Source organism: Citrobacter sp. MGH104 (genome assembly GCF_001034485.1).
Lineage (GTDB): Bacteria > Pseudomonadota > Gammaproteobacteria > Enterobacterales > Enterobacteriaceae > Citrobacter > Citrobacter freundii.
Window position 1 is genome coordinate 666,835 of the sequence record NZ_KQ089819.1, and the last position, 21,439, is coordinate 688,273.

Annotated in this window: 19 protein-coding genes and 1 pseudogene; 3 read left to right on the plus strand and 17 right to left on the minus strand. The window is 52.4% G+C overall.

The window, feature by feature from the left end; genetic code table 11:
* Positions 1-101: 101 nt before the first annotated feature.
* The 5 genes from SK34_RS21475 to dnaB form a co-directional block, all read right to left on the minus strand.
* Entirely contained in the window at positions 102-458 is a 357-nt protein-coding gene (locus SK34_RS21475) for an MmcQ/YjbR family DNA-binding protein (RefSeq protein ID WP_003031719.1), read from the minus strand.
* A 127-nt stretch (positions 459-585) separates the two neighbouring features.
* Complete coding sequence (gene aphA, locus SK34_RS21480; RefSeq protein ID WP_048234148.1) at positions 586-1,299, minus strand: acid phosphatase AphA; 714 nt, start codon at positions 1,297-1,299, stop codon at positions 586-588.
* Between the two features lie 247 nt (positions 1,300-1,546).
* On the minus strand, positions 1,547-2,740 hold the full coding sequence (gene tyrB / locus SK34_RS21485; protein WP_048234149.1) for an aromatic amino acid transaminase: 1,194 nt from the start codon (positions 2,738-2,740) through the stop codon (positions 1,547-1,549).
* A 128-nt stretch (positions 2,741-2,868) separates the two neighbouring features.
* On the minus strand, positions 2,869-3,948 hold the full coding sequence (alr, locus tag SK34_RS21490) for an alanine racemase (protein ID WP_003844721.1): 1,080 nt from the start codon (positions 3,946-3,948) through the stop codon (positions 2,869-2,871).
* Positions 3,949-3,964: 16 nt separating this feature from the next.
* The gene (dnaB, locus tag SK34_RS21495) at positions 3,965-5,380 is read right to left on the minus strand and encodes a replicative DNA helicase (RefSeq protein ID WP_003826610.1); all 1,416 of its coding nucleotides are present in this window, start codon (positions 5,378-5,380) and stop codon (positions 3,965-3,967) included.
* Positions 5,381-5,444: 64 nt separating this feature from the next.
* On the opposite strand from dnaB, the gene SK34_RS21500 reads away from it, so the two are divergent.
* Positions 5,445-6,428: a quinone oxidoreductase gene (locus SK34_RS21500; protein WP_003841359.1), complete on the plus strand. Its 984-nt coding sequence runs from the start codon at positions 5,445-5,447 to the stop codon at positions 6,426-6,428.
* A gap of 301 nt (positions 6,429-6,729) precedes the next feature.
* Here the strand turns inward: SK34_RS21500 and pspG are convergent, their stop codons facing one another.
* From pspG to SK34_RS21515, 3 genes are all read right to left on the minus strand, one after another.
* Positions 6,730-6,972 (minus strand): envelope stress response protein PspG, encoded by a 243-nt coding sequence (gene pspG / locus SK34_RS21505; RefSeq protein WP_003031713.1) that lies wholly within the window; start codon positions 6,970-6,972, stop codon positions 6,730-6,732.
* A 133-nt stretch (positions 6,973-7,105) separates the two neighbouring features.
* Entirely contained in the window at positions 7,106-8,104 is a 999-nt protein-coding gene (dusA, locus tag SK34_RS21510) for a tRNA dihydrouridine(20/20a) synthase DusA (protein ID WP_048234150.1), read from the minus strand.
* Positions 8,105-8,211: 107 nt separating this feature from the next.
* Positions 8,212-8,700, minus strand: a complete 489-nt coding sequence (locus SK34_RS21515) for a cupin domain-containing protein (RefSeq protein ID WP_003031710.1) — start codon at positions 8,698-8,700, stop codon at positions 8,212-8,214.
* A gap of 115 nt (positions 8,701-8,815) precedes the next feature.
* Between SK34_RS21515 and zur the strand changes: the two genes are divergently transcribed.
* Positions 8,816-9,334 (plus strand): zinc uptake transcriptional repressor Zur, encoded by a 519-nt coding sequence (gene zur, locus SK34_RS21520; RefSeq protein WP_003031709.1) that lies wholly within the window; start codon positions 8,816-8,818, stop codon positions 9,332-9,334.
* A 48-nt stretch (positions 9,335-9,382) separates the two neighbouring features.
* Here zur and SK34_RS21525 read toward each other — a convergent pair whose 3' ends face one another.
* From SK34_RS21525 to SK34_RS21540, 4 genes are all read right to left on the minus strand, one after another.
* The gene (locus tag SK34_RS21525; RefSeq protein ID WP_003031706.1) at positions 9,383-9,592 is read right to left on the minus strand and encodes a CsbD family protein; all 210 of its coding nucleotides are present in this window, start codon (positions 9,590-9,592) and stop codon (positions 9,383-9,385) included.
* A 136-nt stretch (positions 9,593-9,728) separates the two neighbouring features.
* Positions 9,729-11,048, minus strand: a complete 1,320-nt coding sequence (dinF, locus tag SK34_RS21530; protein ID WP_048234152.1) for an MATE family efflux transporter DinF — start codon at positions 11,046-11,048, stop codon at positions 9,729-9,731.
* Positions 11,049-11,118: 70 nt separating this feature from the next.
* A complete protein-coding gene (lexA, locus tag SK34_RS21535; RefSeq protein ID WP_003031703.1) occupies positions 11,119-11,727 on the minus strand; it encodes a transcriptional repressor LexA in 609 nt (202 codons plus the stop codon).
* Between the two features lie 109 nt (positions 11,728-11,836).
* Entirely contained in the window at positions 11,837-12,205 is a 369-nt protein-coding gene (locus SK34_RS21540; protein WP_003826594.1) for a diacylglycerol kinase, read from the minus strand.
* 171 nt (positions 12,206-12,376) lie between these two features.
* Between SK34_RS21540 and plsB the strand changes: the two genes are divergently transcribed.
* The gene (gene plsB / locus SK34_RS21545) at positions 12,377-14,797 is read left to right on the plus strand and encodes a glycerol-3-phosphate 1-O-acyltransferase PlsB (RefSeq protein WP_003841366.1); all 2,421 of its coding nucleotides are present in this window, start codon (positions 12,377-12,379) and stop codon (positions 14,795-14,797) included.
* Positions 14,798-14,851: 54 nt separating this feature from the next.
* Here plsB and ubiA read toward each other — a convergent pair whose 3' ends face one another.
* The 5 genes and pseudogenes from ubiA to malM form a co-directional block, all read right to left on the minus strand.
* Positions 14,852-15,724 (minus strand): 4-hydroxybenzoate octaprenyltransferase, encoded by an 873-nt coding sequence (gene ubiA / locus SK34_RS21550; protein ID WP_016149402.1) that lies wholly within the window; start codon positions 15,722-15,724, stop codon positions 14,852-14,854.
* A gap of 13 nt (positions 15,725-15,737) precedes the next feature.
* Positions 15,738-16,235 carry a chorismate lyase gene (gene ubiC, locus SK34_RS21555; protein ID WP_003841370.1) on the minus strand — a complete coding sequence of 166 codons (498 nt, stop codon included), beginning with the start codon at positions 16,233-16,235 and terminating at the stop codon, positions 15,738-15,740.
* A gap of 356 nt (positions 16,236-16,591) precedes the next feature.
* Complete coding sequence (locus SK34_RS21560; RefSeq protein WP_044715431.1) at positions 16,592-16,876, minus strand: type VI secretion system PAAR protein; 285 nt, start codon at positions 16,874-16,876, stop codon at positions 16,592-16,594.
* Between the two features lie 1,119 nt (positions 16,877-17,995).
* Positions 17,996-20,245 (minus strand): annotated as a pseudogene (locus tag SK34_RS21570) (type VI secretion system Vgr family protein); the annotation flags it as partial.
* A gap of 229 nt (positions 20,246-20,474) precedes the next feature.
* The gene (gene malM, locus SK34_RS21575) at positions 20,475-21,422 is read right to left on the minus strand and encodes a maltose operon protein MalM (protein ID WP_032948312.1); all 948 of its coding nucleotides are present in this window, start codon (positions 21,420-21,422) and stop codon (positions 20,475-20,477) included.
* Between the last annotated feature and the right edge of the window lie 17 nt (positions 21,423-21,439).

Genomic DNA, 21,439 nt, shown 5'->3' on the forward strand with positions numbered 1-21,439 from the left:
TCAGGCCCACAGAACAGGCGTAAAGCTTGTAGGCCTGATAAGGCGCTTGCGCCGCATCAGGCAACGGTTGTACCTGATGGCACTACGCTTAACAAGACCGTTCAGGGCTGCGTCAGTATCCGCCGTTTATCAGCAGGCAGCGTGTTCACAGCCTGCTGATAAGAGGCGTCAACCAGATAATAAATCTGTGAATCCGGTAGCGAGCCGTCCAGATACACCGTACTCCAGTGCGCCTTATTGAGATGCCTGCTTGGCCGAACATCGCTATGCTGCTGGCGCAACAACTCTGCCAGTTCTGGGCTGGTTTTCAGAGACACCGCCGGGCGTTCTTCCACCTCTTTTACCATGGCAAAAAGCACATCTTCGACTTTGATTTGCGTGGCCTTCCAGTCACTGTGAACGCTCTGCTCCGCGCCCATTTTTGCCATGCAGTATTGCAGCAACTCCGAATTAGTCATCTTTATTCCCCTTACCAGCATATTGCCTAATGAGAACATCATTTATTCAGTGTGCAGCAAGTCCGCAAAAGGTAAAAGCCAGCAATGTAAATTTGTTTAAAAAAACAGCAACCCGCAGCCAGTGTCCTCAATATTCCGAGTTGACGATCACCTCTTCACCAAACGTACCGGCCTGTGGCAGCGGCTTATAAGTGGAGTTAGAGGCGCGCAAAATGCGAATACCACGAATGCCCACGTCGCGAGCGGCAGTGATGTCATTATCGGAGTCACCGTAGAACATGCGGATATTTTTATCCTGTAACCACTGCGTTTTGGTGTTCTGGCCCGGCTTATCGCCGGCAAAAATGACCGGATTCATATTGCCTGCCGGGATGTGAAAGTTATCAGACAACGTTTTCGACACCGTTTCAGTCTTCGTCTGGCTACGCCCGGTCACGAAAAAGATGCTGTCACCACGACGCACATGCATATCAATTAGCTGGCGCGCCACTTCTTTTGGAATACTGAACTCGTCCCAGCCGTTATTCATTTTTTCCCAGAAGGCCGGATTCTTCAGGTAATCCTCACTGTCCGGAGAATACGTTTTTTTACCGCGCCAGAAGCCTGGGCTGGAAAAGAGGACAGTGTCATCGATATCAAACCCGACCGCCATCGGCGGACGTCCGGTCAGGCTGTTTTCAATTTGTGCCACGGAGACCCAGTGAATGGGAGCCTGCTCAGCGAGCTTTGCAACATTGGTGCCTGGATTGAGCTGAGAGGGAGAAGACACGAGTGCCTGGGCTGGCTGATTTAGCGTGAACAATAAACAAACGGCACTCAGTGCCAACGTAAACTTGCGCATATTTTTCCCTAAGTAGTCAGTTAGTTATCATTTTTTTATTAACAACTGGTCAAAAAACTATCTGACCTTACCCCTTAGGGGGAGGGAAAGGAAGGATTTTCTCTGGTTTTGCTCTGGAAAAGGAGCACGATCACACAGGAAAACGTGCCTGATGGCACGACGCTTATCAGGCCTCCAAACGAAAATCTATATACCTTTGTAGGCCGGATAAGGCATTTCGCCGCCATCCGGCAACATTCAAAGCCGGTTACATGACGGCGGCAAATGCCTTTGCCACGCGCTGCACGTTACCGTGATTCAACCCAGCTACGCACATGCGACCGCTGGCGATCAGGTACACACCGAACTCATCGCGCAGGCGATCAACCTGGGCTGCGCTAAGCCCGGTATAGCTGAACATACCGCGCTGTTGCAACAGGTAGTCAAAGTTACGGCCCGGGATCTCTGCATTCAATACGTTAACCAGCTCCTGACGCATCGCCAGAATGCGGGTACGCATCTCTTCGACTTCTGCCAGCCAGCTGGCTTTCAGCGCGTCATCACCCAGTACCGCGGCAACTACCTGCGCACCAAAGTTTGGCGGGCTGGAGTAGTTACGACGCACCGTCGCTTTTAGCTGCCCCAGAACGCGGCTGGCAGTATCACCATCTTCACATACTACAGACAGTCCGCCGACACGCTCGCCGTACAAGGAGAAAATCTTCGAGAATGAGTTACTGACCAGAGCGGGCAATCCGGCGCTGGCAATGGCGCGAATCGCATAGGCGTCGTCTTCTATTCCACCACCGAAGCCCTGGTAAGCAATGTCCAGGAACGGAATCAAATCGCGTGCTTTCAGGATCTCAATAACGCTATCCCACTGCGCAGGAGTTAAATCCGCACCCGTCGGGTTATGGCAGCACGGATGCAGCAGCACGATGCTGCGCGCCGGTAAAGTATTCAGCGTTGCCAGCAGGTCGTTGAAACGCACGCCGTTAGTCGTGTCGTCATACCATGGGTAAGTGCTTACTTCGAATCCAGCCCCCTCAAAAATCGCGATATGGTTTTCCCAGGTCGGATCGCTGACCCATACGCCAGAATCAGGGAAATAGCGTTTCAGGAAGTCTGCGCCAACCTTTAACGCACCGGAGCCGCCCAGCGTCTGAATAGTTGCGACGCGCTGCTGCTGGAGAACCGGATGATCTGCGCCAAACAGCAGCGGCGCAATAGTATGACGATACGTGTTCAGACCTTCCATCGGCAGATACAGCGAAGCACCATGCGGTTTGGCATTAAGTCGAGCTTCCGCTTTCGCCACCGCTTTAAGCTGAGGAATAATTCCGTCTTCGTTGTAATACAGGCCGATGCTGAGGTTCACTTTGTCGCTACGTGAATCTTCTTTGAAGCGCTCCATGAGCGATAAAATCGGGTCGCCGGCGTAGGCGTCAACTTTTTGAAACACGTGTGGTTCTCCAGGTTTACAGACAAGGGTTAAGAACACAATAAACCGGAAGCGGGAGAAGATCGAGAGGATGTTGAGGGTAATATTGCCGGAAGGCGGCGTAACCGCCTGTCCAGCACATCATTCTGCTAATCGATATACTTCATCGCCACCCTTGAGGTCAGGCGCGTAATAAGTTCGTAAGCACTTACTTTCGTCATTTCAGCAATGCGTTCAACGGGCAGTCCCTCACCCCACAGAATCACCGAATCGCCGGCTTTATCCTGCGCTTCGGGGCCTAAATCGACGCAGATCATATCCATCGCAACGCGACCGACGATCGGCACTTCACGGCCATTGACCAGTACCGGCGTCCCAGACGGCGCCGCGCGCGGATAACCATCACCATAGCCCATTGCCACCACGCCCAGACGCGTGTCGCGCTCGCTCAACCAGGTACCACCATAACCAACCGGCTCGCCCGCTTTGTGCTCACGCACCGCAATCAGGCTGGAGGTCAGCGACATCACCGGCTGGCAGCCAAAATCAGCACCGATGGAGTGATTTTCCAGTGGCGACACACCATACAGAATCAGTCCCGGACGCGCCCAGTCGAAGTGAGACTGTGGCCACAGCAGAATACCGCCCGATGCGGCAATCGAACGCTGCCCAGGTTTGCCCTCGCAAAAGCTGTTGAAGATATCGAGCTGTTTTTCGGTCGCGCCGCATTCAGGTTCGTCTGCGCGCGCAAAATGGCTGACGATATTGACCGGCTGGCGCACATTTTCACATTGAGTTAGGCGCTGATAAAACGCCTCGGCCTGCTCAGGGCGTACGCCCAGGCGGTGCATACCGGTGTCGAGCTTCATCCAGACGGTAACGGGTTCAACCAGATTAGCGGCTTCCAGGGCTTCGAGCTGCTCCTGGTTATGGACGGCTGTATGCAGACGCTGCGCGGAAATAGTCGGCAGATCGGAGGCATCAAAAAATCCCTCCAGCAGCAGGATGGGCTGCGTGATCCCTCCCGCTCGCAACCGCAGGGCTTCTTCAAGACGAGCGACACCAAAAGCGTCCGCATCGGGGAGCGTTCGCGCGGTCTCTAACAGACCATGGCCGTAGGCGTTCGCTTTCACGACCGCAACCAGTTTACTGGCAGGAGCCAGTTCACGCAGACGTTGCAGGTTGTGTCGCAGAGCGCGGCGGTTAATGACTACAGTTGCCGCTTGCATTTGTATTCCTTAGAAATTACTCATCATCATATTGAGGACCGGCATAGTTGTCGAAGCGGGACCACTGTCCGTTAAACGTCAGGCGCACCGTACCGATCGGACCGTTACGCTGCTTACCAATAATAATTTCGGCGATGCCTTTTAAGTCACTGTTTTCGTGATAAACCTCATCACGATAGATAAACATGATTAAGTCGGCATCCTGTTCGATGGAGCCGGATTCACGCAGATCCGAGTTAACCGGACGCTTGTCGGCGCGTTGTTCCAGAGAGCGGTTAAGCTGCGACAGCGCCACCACCGGCACATGCAATTCTTTCGCTAACGCTTTCAGCGAGCGGGAGATTTCTGCAATTTCCAGCGTACGGTTGTCGGAGAGCGACGGCACGCGCATCAGCTGCAGGTAGTCGATCATGATAAGTCCGATACCGCCATGTTCACGGGCGATACGACGGGCACGCGAGCGCACTTCCGTTGGCGTCAGGCCGGAGGAGTCATCAATATAGATGTTTCGTTTCTCCAGCAAAATACCCATTGTTCCGGAAATTCGTGCCCAGTCCTCATCATCCAGTTGACCGGTACGGATTTTGGTTTGGTCTACGCGTGAGAGCGAGGCCAGGGAACGCATCATGATCTGTTCCGAGGGCATTTCAAGACTAAAGATAAGAACCGGCTTATCCTGCAACATCGCTGCATTTTCGACGAGGTTCATCGCAAATGTTGTTTTACCCATCGACGGACGCGCGGCGACGATAATTAAGTCTGACGGCTGCAAACCAGCCGTCTTTTTATTGAGGTCGTCATAACCGGTGTTCACCCCGGTGACGCCGTCGTGCGGCTGCTGGAACAGCTGCTCGATACGCGCGACGGTGGCGTCGAGCACATCAGTAATATTTTTCGGCCCTTCGTCTTTATTTGCGCGGCTTTCCGCGATTTTAAAGACACGGGATTCAGCAAGGTCCAACAGATCTTCACTGGAACGGCCTTGCGGATCAAACCCGGCTTCCGCGATTTCGTTCGCAACCGAAATCATGTCACGAACAACGGCACGTTCGCGGACGATATCAGCATAAGCGCTAATATTCGCCGCACTTGGCGTATTTTTAGATAACTCAGCCAGGTAAGCAAAACCGCCGACGCTATCCAGTTGTCCCTGAACCTCCAGCGACTCTGCCAGCGTGATCAGATCGATGGGTTTCCCCATCTCCTGCAGGCGATGCATTTCCGTGAAGATATGCCGGTGCGGCCGGGTATAAAAATCTTCCGCCACCACACGCTCGGCGACATCGTCCCAGCGTTCGTTATCCAGCATTAAACCGCCCAACACCGACTGTTCCGCTTCAATCGAGTGCGGCGGTACTTTCAGCCCGGCGACCTGGGGATCGCGCTCACGAGCATCAGTCTGTTGTTTGTTGAAGGGTTTATTTCCTGCCATAGTGAATGGAGTTACCGAGATAATGATTGGGTCGAAAGATTACCACATTTCTTTTGGAGGAAGCATGGCAACACGTATTGAATTTCACAAGCATGGTGGCCCTGATGTACTCAAGGCGGTGGAGTTTACACCCGTAGACCCGGCGGAAAACGAAATCCAGGTCGAGAACAAAGCTATTGGGATCAACTATATCGACACCTACATCCGCAGTGGTCTTTATCCGCCGCCATCTCTGCCCAGCGGCCTGGGTACCGAAGCTGCCGGCGTAGTCAGCAAAGTCGGCAGCAAAGTGACACACATTAAAGCTGGCGATCGCGTGGTGTACGCCCAGTCTGCCCTTGGTGCCTACAGCTCAGTGCATAACGTTCCGGCCGATAAAGCCGCCATCCTACCCAACGCTATCTCATTTGAACAAGCCGCAGCCTCATTCCTGAAAGGGTTAACCGTTTTTTATCTGCTGCGTAAAACCTATGAAATTCAGCCTGATGAGCCGTTTTTGTTCCATGCGGCTGCGGGCGGAGTCGGGATGATTGCCTGCCAGTGGGCAAAAGCATTGGGCGCGAAGCTGATTGGTACCGTCGGCAGTGCGCAAAAAGCGCAAATTGCGCTGCAGGCCGGCGCATGGCAGGTCATTAACTATCGTGAAGAAAGCATAGTTGAGCGAGTGAAAGAGATAACCGGTGGAAAAAAAGTACGGGTGGTGTATGACTCGGTGGGGAAAGATACCTGGGAAGCCTCGCTGGATTGTTTACAGCGCCGGGGACTAATGGTCAGCTTTGGTAATGCTTCCGGGCCGGTGACTGGCGTGAACTTAGGTATTCTGAACCAGAAAGGTTCGCTGTACGTGACCCGTCCTTCACTCCAGGGGTATATCACCAATCACCGCGAATTAACCGAAGCCAGCAATGAGCTATTCTCGCTAATTGCCAGCGGAGTAATCAAAGTGGATGTCGCGCCTGGTCAGACGTTCGCACTGCACGATGCACAGCGTGCTCATGAAGTACTGGAAAGCCGGGCAACGCAGGGATCGAGTTTGCTAATCCCATAATGCTTCGACTTCCCCTAAATAATTCAAATTGCAGGAAGGCGGCAATTGAATGAATCCCCAGGAGCTTACTGGAGTAAGTGACTGGGGTGAATGAAAGCAGCCAACACACCTGCGGTTTGAATTATGACGGGGAAGTAAAGAATTAGGGCTTCCCGTGGGAAGCCCTTTCTTTTTTTAGTTCGGCTGTATGTAGGGTACAGCTCGATGAATTCGTTAACTTGGCAATAGTGACAGATTTGATAATCAATTCCTATTTGGTTCTAAAGGCAATGTTGCAGGTTGTGACGCACCGCTCAATACCTTAGTAAAATCGACGGTTATTGCGCTGATACTGTGGGACTTTTGGCGCTTTTATCGCCTTGATAACCCACACCACGGCAACAGCCAGTAGCAGCCAGGGCAACAGTTTAATCATCAAGGCAAATAGTCCGCCCAGAAACATCACTGCGGTGGCTACGACCAATGCAGCCAGAACGCCCAGCAAAGATACGCCGGTGACCATCAGCATGATAAAAAATCCAATCACAAAAAGTAGTTCCAGCATGGCTCTCTCCCGAAATGAAATTCTCTCCATTGTTTTACAAGAAACATGCCAAAAATAATGTATTGATTTATAAAGAAAACGCCCCGCGACAAAGCGCAGGGCGTGGTGAAATTAACTAACTTTTGGCGAAAACTTAACGCTTGTCAGCGACCAGCTTCAGCGCATGCTCCAGTACGTTAATATCTGCCCCGGCTTTATGCGCATTTTCGCTCAGATAGCGACGCCACTGACGAGCCCCAGGGATCCCCTGAAACAGCCCCAACATATGGCGCGTCACATGTCCCAAATAGGTCCCCTTACTCAGTTCACGCTCAATGTACGGGTACATGGCGCGCACCACGGCAACTGGATCGGCATCTTCGGTGGCAGCAGCAAAAATCTCACGGTCAACGGACGCCAGAATACTTGGGTTTTGGTAAGCTTCACGCCCCACCATCACGCCATCCATATGTTGCAGATGAATTTTTGCTTCTTCCAGCGATTTAATGCCGCCGTTGATCGACATCGTCAGATGCGGGAAATCACGCTTTAGCTGATAAACACGGTCATAATCCAGCGGTGGGATCTCGCGGTTTTCTTTCGGGCTTAACCCGAATAGCCAGGCCTTGCGGGCGTGAATAATAAACATCTCACATTCGCCGTTGCCAGATACCGTGTTGATGAAATCGCACAGGAATTCGTAGCTGTCCTGATCATCAATGCCGATACGCGTTTTCACCGTTACCGGAATCGACACCACGTCGCGCATTGCTTTGACACAATCGGCGACCAGTTGCGCATTCCCCATCAGGCAGGCGCCAAACATGCCATTCTGCACGCGGTCGGAAGGACAACCCACGTTGAGATTGATTTCGTCATAACCCCGCTGTTCAGCGAGCTTTGCGCACTGCGCCAGCGCCGCAGGATCGCTCCCGCCCAGTTGCAATGCGACCGGATGCTCTTCTTCGCTATACGCCAGATAATCGCCTTTACCATGAATGATCGCGCCGGTGGTTACCATCTCCGTATAGAGCAACGTCTGGCTGGACAGTAAGCGCAAAAAGTAGCGGCAGTGTCTGTCCGTCCAGTCGAGCATCGGCGCGATAGAAAAACGATGAGCGGGAAAAGCGGTAGACTGAGATTCAGGCAGCATGGCGAATATTCAAGCATCCGGTTAAAAAAGGGGCGCTACTATAGCATAGACCGTTACGATAGTGAGCCACATCCTCGCGGCTCACTCCCCCTGCCCCTCAACGAACGCTATTTACGCCCCGGTTTTCCGTCGTGTGATCCGAAAAACTGCGGCGGATGGTCGACCCAGCGATCCTCACGTGTAGCGGCATAGACCGGGTTAAGCGGATAATAAATGCGGTTATATTTTTTGTTCGCCTCACCCACGACTAACAGACGCACCTCTTCACTGGTGTTATTGATAAAGGTATGGCACACGCCTGTACCTGCCGGGAAACCGACGCTGTCGCCCGGCTCTAGCTTCCATAAATACCCGTTAATCCAGGCCTCAGGATAACCTTCCAGCACATAGATAAACTCTTCCTCATCGCTTTCAGCGTGCGGGTACGACGTGCGCCGACCCGGCGGCAGGCGTTCATGATGAATGCCGAGTCGTCCTAACCCCAATTTGCGGGCAAGCGGCGCGCCAATAGCAAATAGCTCATCGCTGTCGGGATAAGTGGAGTCATCAGCCCCCTCAACCTCACGCCAGTGGCGAATACAATCGGGTCTTTTCATGGTTATTTTCCAGTATTGCGATGCGTCAGGTATAGCACACCGCGGTGGATCTCGGCGTTTTAAGCAGAACATGTTAAAGTAAGGGATTAACCTTCCACGCAAATCGAGGCGCCAAATGGACAAAACCACTACGCAAGAGTTATTGGCTCAAGCTGAAAAACTCTGTGCGCAACGCAACGTGCGGCTTACGCCACAGCGTCTCGAAGTGTTGCGCCTGATGAGCCTGCAGGAAGGGGCTATCAGCGCCTATGACCTGCTCGACCTGTTGCGGGAAACTGAGCCGCAGGCCAAGCCGCCAACCGTGTATCGTGCGCTCGATTTTCTGCTGGAACAAGGGTTTGTGCATAAGGTGGAATCCACCAACAGCTATGTCCTTTGCCATCTGTTCGATCAGCCAACGCACAGTTCCGCGATGTTCATTTGTGACCGCTGTGGTGTGGTAAAAGAAGAGTGCGCAGAAGGTGTGGAAGACATCATGCATACGCTGGCGGCCAAAATGGGCTTTGCTCTGCGACATAATGTTATTGAAGCACACGGGCTGTGTCCGGCCTGTGTAGAAGTTGAGTCATGCCGCCATCCTGGCGAGTGCCAGCATGACCATACGATTCAGGTGAAGAAGAAAGTGGGGCGCTAGGTAAGCGGGAGAGCGTACATCCTTGTACTCTCAGGAGGGAGGGGTTAATTACCAGCGGTAATCATTACGTTTTTCCCAATCGTTAACTTCTTTCTCCGCCTGATCTTTCGCGTAACCGTAACGCTCCTGGACTTTACCGACCAGTTGGTCACGTTTACCTTCAATGACCGTCATATCATCATCGGTCAGTTTGCCCCATTGCTCTTTCACTTTACCTTTAAACTGCTTCCAGTTGCCGCCGACTTCGTCTTTATTCATCATCAAGTCCTCATCGTTAGGTTGTGAATAGCGAGAGTGCCATGTCCAGACACATGCTGTTTTTGCTGGACGTGAGAATAAGTGTAGTCAGTGATTCTGGGTTTTATTTACTATTCGGAATTTTTAACCATCCAGATTAGGCAAACCAGGTTCCATTACGCCAGTGACGCCGCCAGATAAAGGCCAGCGACAGCCCGCGCAACGCGAGGAAAACGGTTAACGCCAGCCACAAACCATGATTTCCCAGCCACGGCAACGTCAGGAGCGTTAAGGCGAATCCCACTGCGGCAACGGCCATACTGTTGCGCATTTCTGCAGCCCGCGTCGCGCCAATAAACATTCCGTCGAGCAGATAACACCAGACACCCACCAGCGGTAACACCACCTGCCAGAAGAGATAGCGATCGGCCAGTAGTTGGATTTGCGGCAGCGAGGTCAGTAGCGCAACAATCTGCTCGCCAAACAGGGCATAAACCAGCGAAAACAGAATAGCCACAATACCGGACTGCCGACAGGCCGCCCGCCAGACGTCCAGTAACTGGCTACCATCTCGCGCCCCATAGGCCTGGCCCGAATGCGCTTCCACGGCATAGGCAAATCCATCCAGCGCGTAGGCGGTAAAGGTTAGCAGGGTCATCAGAACGGCATTAACCGCAATAATATCGCCTCCCAGACGCGCACCCAGCACCGTGATAGCGCCAAAACAGAGCTGCAGCAGCAGCGAGCGCAACATGATGTCACGATTAAGCGTCAGCAAACGACGGAAGTTGCCACGCCACGCCTGCTTCAGCATTGCCAGCGATATTCCGCGCATATGCAGGACTTTGCGCACCATCATCAGGCCGATCAGTAAGGTGGCATATTCAGCAATCACCGTCGCCAGTGCCGCACCTTGCACGTTCATATGCAGGCCCATCACCAGCCATAAATCGAGCACAATGTTAAGAATATTGCCAACAATCAACAGGATAACCGGCGCACGCGCATACTGAACGCCAAGCAGCCAGCCGAGCAGCACCAGATTAGCCAGCGAGGCGGGTGCGCTGAGCCAGCGGATTTCAAGGAAACGCCGGGCTTGTTCCAGTACCGCTTCACTTCCCCCGACAATATGCAGCGCGACATCGATAATCGGCGTACGAAACAGTGCGATAAGCAACCCCGCGCCCAGCGCCAGCATTAGCGGCTGCACCAGTGCGCGCGCCAGCGCCTGTGGATTTTTCGCACCAAATGCCTGGGCAGTAAGACCCGTGGTGCTCATGCGCAGGAAAAGCAGCAGCATAAAGAGAAAACTGGTTGCCGTAGCACCAACCGCAACACCGCCAAGATAGACCGGACTATCCAGATGACCAATCACCGCGGTGTCCACCAGTCCCAGCAGGGGAACGGTGATATTGGAGAAGATCATCGGTAAGGCGAGGTGCCAGAGTGCTTTATCAGAAGAGGTAAAGAAAGGCATACAGGAAAGCCTGATGAAAAGAAGTGAAAACTAACTGTGGCGCAGAATGCGCCACAGTATTAATACATGATTACAGCCATTCACCGTTACGAATGACACCTACCGCCAGCCCTTCAATGGTGAAGCTTTGCTCACGCAGGTCGACAACGATAGGTTTAAATTCGCTATTTTCTGGCAGAAGTTCAACCTTGTTTCCCTGCTTTTTCAGGCGTTTAACCGTAACTTCGTCATCAATACGGGCAACAACAACCTGACCGTTACGCACGTCCTGAGTTTTATGCACAGCGAGTAAATCACCGTCCATAATACCAATATCTTTCATAGACATACCGCTGACGCGCAGCAGAAAATCGGCGTTCGGTTTGAACAGTGAAGGATCGACCTGATAATGGCCTTCGATGTGCTGCTGCGCCAGAAGTGGCTCGCCTGCCGCCACACGACCGACAAGCGGTAATCCCTCTTCTTCTTCCTGCAGCAGTCTAATACCGCGCGATGCGCCGGAGACAATTTCCAGCACACCTTTACGCGCCAGCGCTTTCAGATGTTCTTCAGCGGCATTTGGGGAACGGAACCCCAAACGCTGCGCGATCTCCGCACGCGTCGGTGGCATACCTGTCTGGCTGATGTGATCTCTAATGAGATCAAACACCTCTTGCTGCCTGGCCGTTAACGCTTTCATTCCGCCCCCTGGGTGTATATACAGTTATGCTGTGAGTATATACAGCTAAAGGTGATTTTGGAACCGCAAACTGCACAAAAAGCAGGAGATTTATGAAGATGTGGAATCCTTATCGCAAATGCGACCACAACAGGATGCCCCAGGTAATCAGAGCGACAAAAATAGACAACAATACCGCCGCCGACCCCATATCTTTCGCCCGGCCGGAAAGTTCGTGATACTCAGAGCCTATACGATCAACTACCGCCTCAATCGCACTGTTGAGGATTTCAACGATCATCACCAGCATCACGGAACCAATCAACAGCACGCGAGTAATCGCATCGACGTCCAGCCAGCAGGCGATAGCTACGCCCAGCAGTACGGCAACGCTTTCCTGGCGGAATGCCGCCTCATTGATCCATGCGGCGCGAAAACCTTTCCAGGAATAGCCTGCAGCTTTGATAATTCGGGTGAATCCAGTGGTATTATTGGCCATCAAAAAGAACCTTTTTACATTATTAGCGTCAATGTCATTGTAACGTTACCCCGTTTGTTTCAGGGTGTGGCAAAGCAGCGCGAAGTATGACGGGATACCACAGAAATTCACTAAACTTTCTGATATCCTTGCAGCGCATTTGCATTATTAACCAGAGGCTTTACATCGTTTATGTCCGGCTGGCCACGAATTTACTACAAATTACTGAATTTACCATTAAGCGTCCTGGTAAAAAGCAAGTCTATTCCGGCAGAACCTGCCCCGGAATTGGGGCTCGATACGTCTCGTCCCATTATGTACGTCCTACCGTACAATTCAAAAGCAGACTTGCTGACGCTGCGTGCCCAATGTCTGGTGCACGATCTCCCCGATCCCCTGGAACCGCTGGAGATAGACGGGACTTTACTGCCGCGCTACGTGTTTATTCACGGCGGCCCGCGTGTGTTCACCTATTACACGCCAAAAGAAGAGTCCATCAAGCTGTTCCATAACTATCTCGACTTACATCGCAGCAATCCAGACCTGGATGTGCAGATGGTGCCGGTTTCGGTGATGTTTGGCCGTGCGCCAGGGCGTGAAAAAGGTGAAGTTAATCCGCCGTTACGTATGCTAAACGGCGTACAGAAATTCTTTGCGGTTTCATGGCTGGGTCGCGACAGTTTTGTCCGCTTCTCCCCGTCGGTCTCTCTGCGTCGTATGGCGGATGAACACGGTACGGATAAGATCATTGCCCAGAAGCTGGCACGCGTGGCGCGTATGCACTTTGCTCGCCAGCGTCTGGCCGCTGTCGGCCCGCGCCTCCCTGCCCGCCAGGATCTGTTTAATAAACTGTTAGCTTCAAAAGCGATCGCTCGCGCGGTAGAAGATGAAGCGCGCAGTAAAAAAATCTCCCACGAAAAAGCGCAGCAAAATGCCATTGCGCTGATGGAAGAGATTGCCGCCAACTTCTCCTACGAAATGATCCGTTTGACGGACCGTATCCTGGGCTTTACCTGGAACCGTCTGTATCAGGGGATTAACGTTCATAATGCGGAGCGTGTACGCCAGTTGGCGCACGATGGGCATGAAATCGTGTACGTTCCGTGCCACCGCAGCCATATGGACTATATGCTGCTGTCGTACGTTCTGTACCACCAGGGTCTGGTTCCGCCGCACATCGCAGCCGGTATCAACCTGAATTTCTGGCCAGCGGGTCCGATTTTCCGTCGTCTGGGCGCATTCTTTATTCGTCGTACCTTCAAGGGCAACAAGCTCTACTCCACCGTATTCCGCGAATACCTGGGCGAGTTGTTCAGCCGCGGCTACTCGGTTGAGTACTTTGTCGAGGGTGGACGTTCACGTACTGGTCGTTTGCTCGACCCGAAAACCGGCACCCTGTCGATGACTATTCAGGCGATGCTGCGCGGCGGTACGCGTCCTATTACTCTCGTACCGATCTACATCGGCTACGAGCACGTAATGGAAGTGGGCACCTACGCAAAAGAGCTGCGTGGCGCGACGAAAGAGAAAGAAAGTCTGCCACAAATGCTGCGTGGCTTAAGCAAGCTGCGCAACCTGGGTCAGGGCTACGTCAACTTTGGTGAACCAATGCCATTGATGACTTACCTCAACCAGCATGTGCCAGAATGGCGTGAATCTATCGATCCTATCGAGTCTATCCGTCCGGCCTGGCTAACGCCGACGGTGAATAACATTGCCGCCGATCTGATGGTGCGCATTAACAACGCTGGCGCGGCCAACGCCATGAACCTGTGTTGTACCGCGCTGTTGGCTTCCCGCCAGCGCTCTCTGACCCGTGAACAGTTAACCGAGCAGCTCGACTGCTACCTGAGCCTGCTGCGCAACGTGCCGTACGCGGCGGACTCAACCGTTCCTGCGCAAAGTGCCAGTGAACTGATCGACCACGCCTTGCAGATGAACAAGTTTGAGGTCGAGAAAGACACCATCGGTGACATCATTATTCTGCCGCGCGAGCAGGCGGTCTTGATGACGTACTACCGCAATAACATTGCGCATATGCTGGTTCTGCCTTCGTTGATGGCAGCCATTGTGACTCAGCATCGTCGTATTTCACGCGTCGCGCTACAGCAGCATATTGATGCGTTGTACCCGATGCTGAAAGCCGAGTTGTTCCTGCGCTGGGAGCGCGATGAGCTTGCCGGGGTGATTGACGAACTGGCCAGCGAAATGCAGCGCCAGGGGCTGATTACTCTACAGGATGGCGAGCTGCATATTAACCCTGCCCGCTCCCGTACGCTGCAGCTGTTGGCTGCGGGTGCTCGCGAGACGTTGCAACGCTACGCTATCACCTTCTGGCTACTGAGCGCCAACCCGTCGATCAACCGTGGCACGCTGGAGAAAGAGAGCCGCACCGTGGCACAACGCCTCTCAGTGCTGCACGGCATTAACGCGCCGGAATTCTTCGATAAAGCGGTGTTCAGCTCTCTGGTGCTGACGCTGCGTGACGAGGGATTCATCAGCGACACCGGGGATGCCGAGCCGGAAGAGACGATGAAGATCTATCAGATGCTGGCCGAACTGGTGACGTCGGATGTCCGTCTGACCATCGAGAGTGCCACACAGGGCGAGTAAGCATAAAAAAACCGGTCGAAATGACCGGTTTTTATTTTGCAGGCTAAGCCAAACTCAAAAGTGCCAGTAGCTCATCGCCAGTCCTAAGAACAGTACCAGGCCTACATAGTTATTGTTCATAAACGCTTTAAAACAGGCATCACGCTCACGATTAACGATCAGCTTCTGCTGATACACAAACAGCGCCCCCGCCACCAGCAGAGACCAGTAATAGCCCGGTCCCAGCCCGTTCAGCCACCCAACCAGCGCCATCAGCACCAGTACACCGACCTGCAGAATACCAATGATCAGCTTGTCGTTTTGACCGAACAAAATCGCGGTCGATTTAATGCCAATCTTCAGGTCATCATCCCGATCAACCATCGCATACTGTGTGTCATAGGCCACCGCCCAGAGAATGTTGGCGAGGAACATCAGCCAGCAGCTCAGTGGTACAGACTCGCTCACGGCGGCAAACGCCATCGGTATAGACCAGCCAAACGCCGCGCCCAGCACCACCTGCGGCAGATGCGTGTAGCGTTTCATGAAGGGATAGACCCACGCCAGCGCTAGCGCCGCAACGGACAACAAAATGGTCATCGTGTTGAGTGTCAAAACCAGCAGGAAGGCCAGCAACACCAATACGACGAACAGCGTTCGGGCTTCTTTTTCGGTGACGGCACCGCTCGGCAGCGGTCGATTCGCGGTGCGTTTAACGTGTCCGTCAAACTTCCTGTCGGCATAATCATTTACCACACATCCAGCGGCGCGCATTAACCAAACGCCGGCGACAAATACCGCCAGGATCCACAGTTGCGGCATGCCTGGGGTCGCCACCCACAATGCCCATAGCGTTGGCCAGAGCAGCAGTAAGGCGCCGATCGGCTTATCCGTACGCATCAAGCGGTGAAACGCCAGCAGCTTATTCTGCGTCAGACTCCACTCCATCTTTATCTTCCTCTTAGTACAACGGCGATGCAGGCAGAAAAAGCTCGGTAAGCATCAGCGGCTTACCGCTCAGCCGTAGGCGGGAACGACGCCCCCATAGCGCTGCATCGCGGCCAATCTCAATAAAATCTCGGGTCAATGTCGATGACGTAAACAGGTAGCGTCCGAGCGGGGTTTTCCCCAGGTTCTGTAAGGCCAGTTCTGGGCCGCACAAGGTTGATTCAGGCACCACGGTCCGTCCGGCAAGCCAGGGTTCACCATCAGCACATAACAGGATTTCACGTAACCAATAGCGAGACTCTTTAGGCAGCAGCATCAGTTCTTCAGCCACCTCATTTTGCCCAACAAATCCTTCGCGAAGTAACGTGACGGTAACCTTTTTCCCCTGCAGCTCAAAACGTTTGGTCATGGAATCTTCCAGTAACAACCAGTCGAGCAGTTGGGGGTCCAGCGCCGGGATCGCATCAAAATAACGCAGCGCACGCAGTTGCGTTAACGCAGGGTGTGGCATGCCTTACTCTCCGATTTATAACCTGAAGGCATTGTATCGCAGAAAATGCATTACGGGGTGAGCAAACACAATTAAGTGATCGTCAGAGCAACATAAGTGTAACAATCAGCATAGAAAGCTAAAAATTACGGGGAACCCTGCCCTCTAGTTAAAAACAGAGTAATTTTCTGTTGTGCTCGACTCTGCCGGCACATCGCAGGTTCTGATTTGCAAAAAATTTAGCTAACCAGTGACCAGTATTACTTGACCGCTATAAACCGACAACGGCAGTGTCAATCACCATGCCCCCTCCACTTCCAGTGTTAAGCGCTGTCCATTTTAGTGATATAACTTTTTCCCTTTTATATCAGCGTATATCAACCGATGTTGACTGTACCGCTGCCGATAACCACGCCGCCGCAGTCAATGGCGTCACCGGTTCTGGCGGCAGGGAGGCCGTCAATAAACACAGTGCCTGAACCACTGGCTATCTTACGTGGGTGAGGCGGATGTTTGGGTTTATCGTGGGGTGTCAGTGGGTCACCCATACGGGCTGCAGGTAGTCCGTCGACAGAAACCGTTGGAGAACCCGCAGTAATAACGGTTTCGTGATAACCATCGTGCTGGGTGCCTTTGTCGTTAAGTCGGGCTGCTGTGGGCATGGGGATTCTCCATCGATCATATGAACGTCTGACAGCAGAGCAAGATCACGGATCTTTTATCTGAGAAAATTCTATTTATGTATAAAAATAAACTTTTCATGCTCTTTCTCTGCCTGGATGTTGTGTCCGTCGGATATACTCAATAATATTTTCTCAATTTCATTCAATAATTACCTTTCCTTTTCATCAAATTAAAGTGTTTCATAAGAAAAATAAAAAATGGGAAATAACACCATCCAATTAACATCACCCATGACATCATGAAAAGTACGCGCCATCGGATGATTACCCCCTCCCCTAATATTATATCAGTGATGAGCAACGAACAAAATGACACAAACCATCCACAGATACAACCGATAAACAAAGTCCATACAGGTTTCATTGTATAGAAAATGTCAAATACTACCAATAAGAAAATTGAAGATAAAAAATATATAACAAAATAAATAAAAAAATAAAAATCATGAACCTGATGTTTTTCTACAGCTTTATACAAAAAATGAAAATGAATAACCATAAAAATAAAAAGCACTAAAAAAATGAAAGCCGTTTTAAACATTTTCATCTGGCAGTATCCTTTTCTTCCAGTCTACGCTTTCTTATCTCAACCACAGCTGCCCATAACGAATTTGGTAGCGTATACGTATCCATATCAGGCTCTATATGTTGTAGCAATTTTGAAGACCATTCAGCACAACTAAATGCTCCGGGCTCCTCATCACCATCATCTAAAGCAATAGCGGCGTTTTTTAGCACCACTATCTCTTCATCCGTAACAGGTAAAGATACCATTTTAACTTTATATGGAAACCATTCACTTTCAAGTTTATCTTTCGATTCGCCCTCAGGATTTTCCTGATAAGCAATGAAATCATTCAAATTTGCAAATTCACCACTAAATAAAAAACCTGATCCACGTTGTCCATGTCCATTTTCTAGTTTCTTATATGGATTATAACTTCCATTAGGATCAAAAAGATACGGCCCCAAAGAATCATTTTTGATGTTAAAATACACAGCAGAATGATCTCCACCGATTTCATATGTTGAATGCTTTTCTATTATAGTTGATGTTATAAGTATGACTTCCGATGTATAATTTTTTTCTTTCCCGTTTATGGCGAACTCTGATTTACTATTAACCACCTTGCGTGCTGTCTGTCCGTATTGTTCTGGTTCGCCCTGATCTGTTATTTCTTCTTTTGTACCATCAGGAAAATAAGCAATATGTCTTCCTGACTCATCATCACCTAACGCCGCCAGTACACTCGGTTGTAACGTCCCTACTGGTGTTCCCGGACTCCCCCCGCTGTTGAGATTGATTTTCGGCCCCATAATGTCCACGCCGCCCGGGTGGATGACCACAAACGAACCGCCCACCTTCAGGCTTATCCGGCTGCTGCTTTCCAGCACAATATCGTCCTGTACCTTGAGCCCCAGCGCGCCGCTTATCTTCTGCGCCAGGTCTCCCTTCACCTCCAGGCTCTTCATCCCTTTCACCAGGCTGACATGGTCGCCGGTGGTGGTCTGCTCCTGTTTTCCCTTCACCGACATCTTCCGGTCATTGCCCACAACCAGCGTCTCGTCATTCCCCACCTGCTCACGCCGGTCGTGCATCACTTCTGTCTTCCGGTCGTTCTTTATCGTCACCGTGTCATCATGACCCACCGCCACCTGACGGTCATTCTCTGTCGTGTTGCGCTGGTCATGCGCGACCGTGACTGTCCGGTCGTGTCCGGATGCGTTTTCTTTACCCACCGTGATGGTCTGCCCGAGTCCCACAGTGATGCTCTGGTTATTGCCGATGGTCTCCGTATGGTCCACCTTCACATCAGTGGTTCGGTTGTTCAGCACCTCTGTATCCATGTTCTTCTGCGCATGGATATAGACCTGCTCATTGCCCGTCGCATCATCGAATTTAAGTTCGTTAAATCCGCCACCTTTGTAGGTCTTCGAGCGGATGGTCATCTGCGTTTTCGTGCCCGGCAGGCTGCCCGGCGAGCGGTTGTCCTGGTGGTAGGTGCGGCCCATAATAATGGGCTGGTCCGGGTCGCCGTTCAGGAAATCCACTATCACTTCCTGACCCACGCGCGGAATGGCGAGGTTGCCAAATCCGGCACCGGCCCACGCCTGTGACACCCGCACCCAGCAGGAGCTGTCTTCGTTTCCCGGGCAGTAGCGGTCCCAGTGGAAACGCACCCGCACCCGGCCATGCTCGTCGCAGAAGATTTCCTCGCCGGCAGGACCGGTGACAATGGCGCTCTGCGGGCCGTCCACGGCGGGTTTGGGCCGCGGGGAGGCACGCCATGTCCGGTCGGCCGGGATGACGTCCAGGTGGTTACTGAGTGTGGTGCCTTCGCCGGAGCTGCCGTGCTGCGCCTGTGGCTGCCTTCCTTCCAGTACAGAGCCGGTGACCTGCCATTCGCGGTTCAGCGTTTCTGACGGGTGACCGGTCAGGGTAAAACGTTTGCCGGGCCACAGTTTCGGGGAGTTGCTCACGCAGGCTGCCGTTTCAGCATCCTGCCGGTGGCCCTCCGCCTGGTAGCGGGCAAAGTCCTGGCCATGCTGTACGTCTTTGAAGCGTCCCGGATAATCAAAGATTTCATACTGTGTGCGCTGGCCGTTGAGGTTTTTGGCGTGGTGGCTGAAGTAACCGGGCCATCCGGGGACTTTAAAGGTGTAATCCTGGTTTTCAACTGAGGAAGGGCGAATCTGCGCCCGGTAGCGGAACGCACTGATGCATGCGGTGGTGGCTTCCCGGGTGTTCGGGTTAAAGGGCATTTCGCCGAATGTGGAGACCCCGGCGACGTCATCGCAGAGCACCAGTTTCTGGTCGGGACCGGTCGGGAGGAACCAGTCAAAGAAGAAAATACCCTCTTCGGCCCACAGGCGGCTCAGAAAATTGAGGTCAGTTTCGCCGTACTGCACGCAGAATTCGCGGGCGGGATGGGGCTCATAAAAGGAAGGCACCCAGTCAGTGACGTCGTTTTCAGCAAGCAGGGTGGCGGAAATAGTCTGGATATCCTGCTGCTGAAAGATGCGGAAGTTCTGGCGCAGTCCGGCCCGCCAGAGCGGGGGCGAAACAGTCAGCTGGTAATTCATCTGCCAGTGGTTGTTCTCCCTGAGCTCCACGCCGGTGATGATGCCGTGAAGATAACGCAGTGCAACAGCCCCCTGCCAGACAGTGAGGGTGGCGTTTTTCTCGAGAAAATCTGTGGCGGTGAGGTCAGGCAGGCCGCTGGCGATATCAACGCAGAGCAAAAAGGGGGTGGAGAGATTCTGGCTGAGGGTGAAGCTGACGACGGCGGTGCTCATCGCCACTAACCCGTCCACGTCGAGCGTAAAGCGCAGTCCCTGCTGTGACATGAGTTACTCCGTGACGTATTCATACTTTTGCAGAGAACCATACGTCCCGAACAATGCAGGGAAAAGTACGTTGTATAAAAAGCAGCTTAAATTCAGAAAACGTTTAGATTACTTTCCATTTCAGAGTGGAATTTATCAAATTATATACACATGCCTAATCATTACAGATAAAAAAAGGTGCGCCAGGAGACGCACCAGTTGTTGCAAAATCAGCACTGCGGGGAGACGTTTACCCCTTGCCTTTTACACTGCTGATAAAGGTGGATCGGGCAGATTTGGATCCCAGACGTTCAGCTTCATCAAGCAGCTTCAGCGCTTTATCGACATCGCCTTTCGCCACGGCATCCTTAATGCCCTGGTTAAAATAACTTTCCGTGTCATTTAACATCGGCTCACTTTTCTTCACCGGTTGTGGCGCTGGAGCAGCAACGGCTGCCGCCGGAGCCGCATAAGTAACTGCAGGCGCTGCGGTATTACCCACCGTGACAGGGCCAGGGCCGGATGAGCCAAACAGCGGCCCTACCAGCACGCTGGAGGAGGAACTGGTTTTGACTTTCAGCTTCAGCAGACCGTCGGTGGTATGACGGGCGATCGGGTCAGGAATATCCGGAACAGCGTTACCTACACCCTTGGCATAGGCTTTTGCCGGGTCAAGCAGGGTCGTGGTCTGCTGGAGATCTTTATCTGTGGTAAAGACCAGAACATAGAGCTTTTGCTGGCCCAGCGCTGGCGTCAGACGCATTACGCCTTCCAGACGATCGGCACTCATCACGCCGGGTTCCTGGTAGGTGAAATAGCTGCTGGGGAAGAACGCAGATGGCGTCATGTTCTGATCAAGAATTAAAACGTTTGGTGCAAATACACTGGTTTGTTTGTTGACTTCACTGGTCAGCGTCAGGGTTAACTCACCAATATTCGCGGGGACGCTGTACGCGGCGACTGGGCCAGTAATACCAGCAACATCCAGACGCTGACCCGCTGCCGCGAGTTGTGTCGCCTGGGTTTTGGATTGATCAACCGGCGTCCAGGTTAACTGTTGTAGCGCAGCAGTGGGGATAGTTGGAGCCGCGGTGGTGTTCTGCGGAACAATATTTACATCGGCCAGGCTGATGCCAGGCGCGCTGGCAAATAACCCTGCAGATAAACAAAGGGCAACGAGACTTTTCTTCATTTTCATTGTTATCACCTCAGATA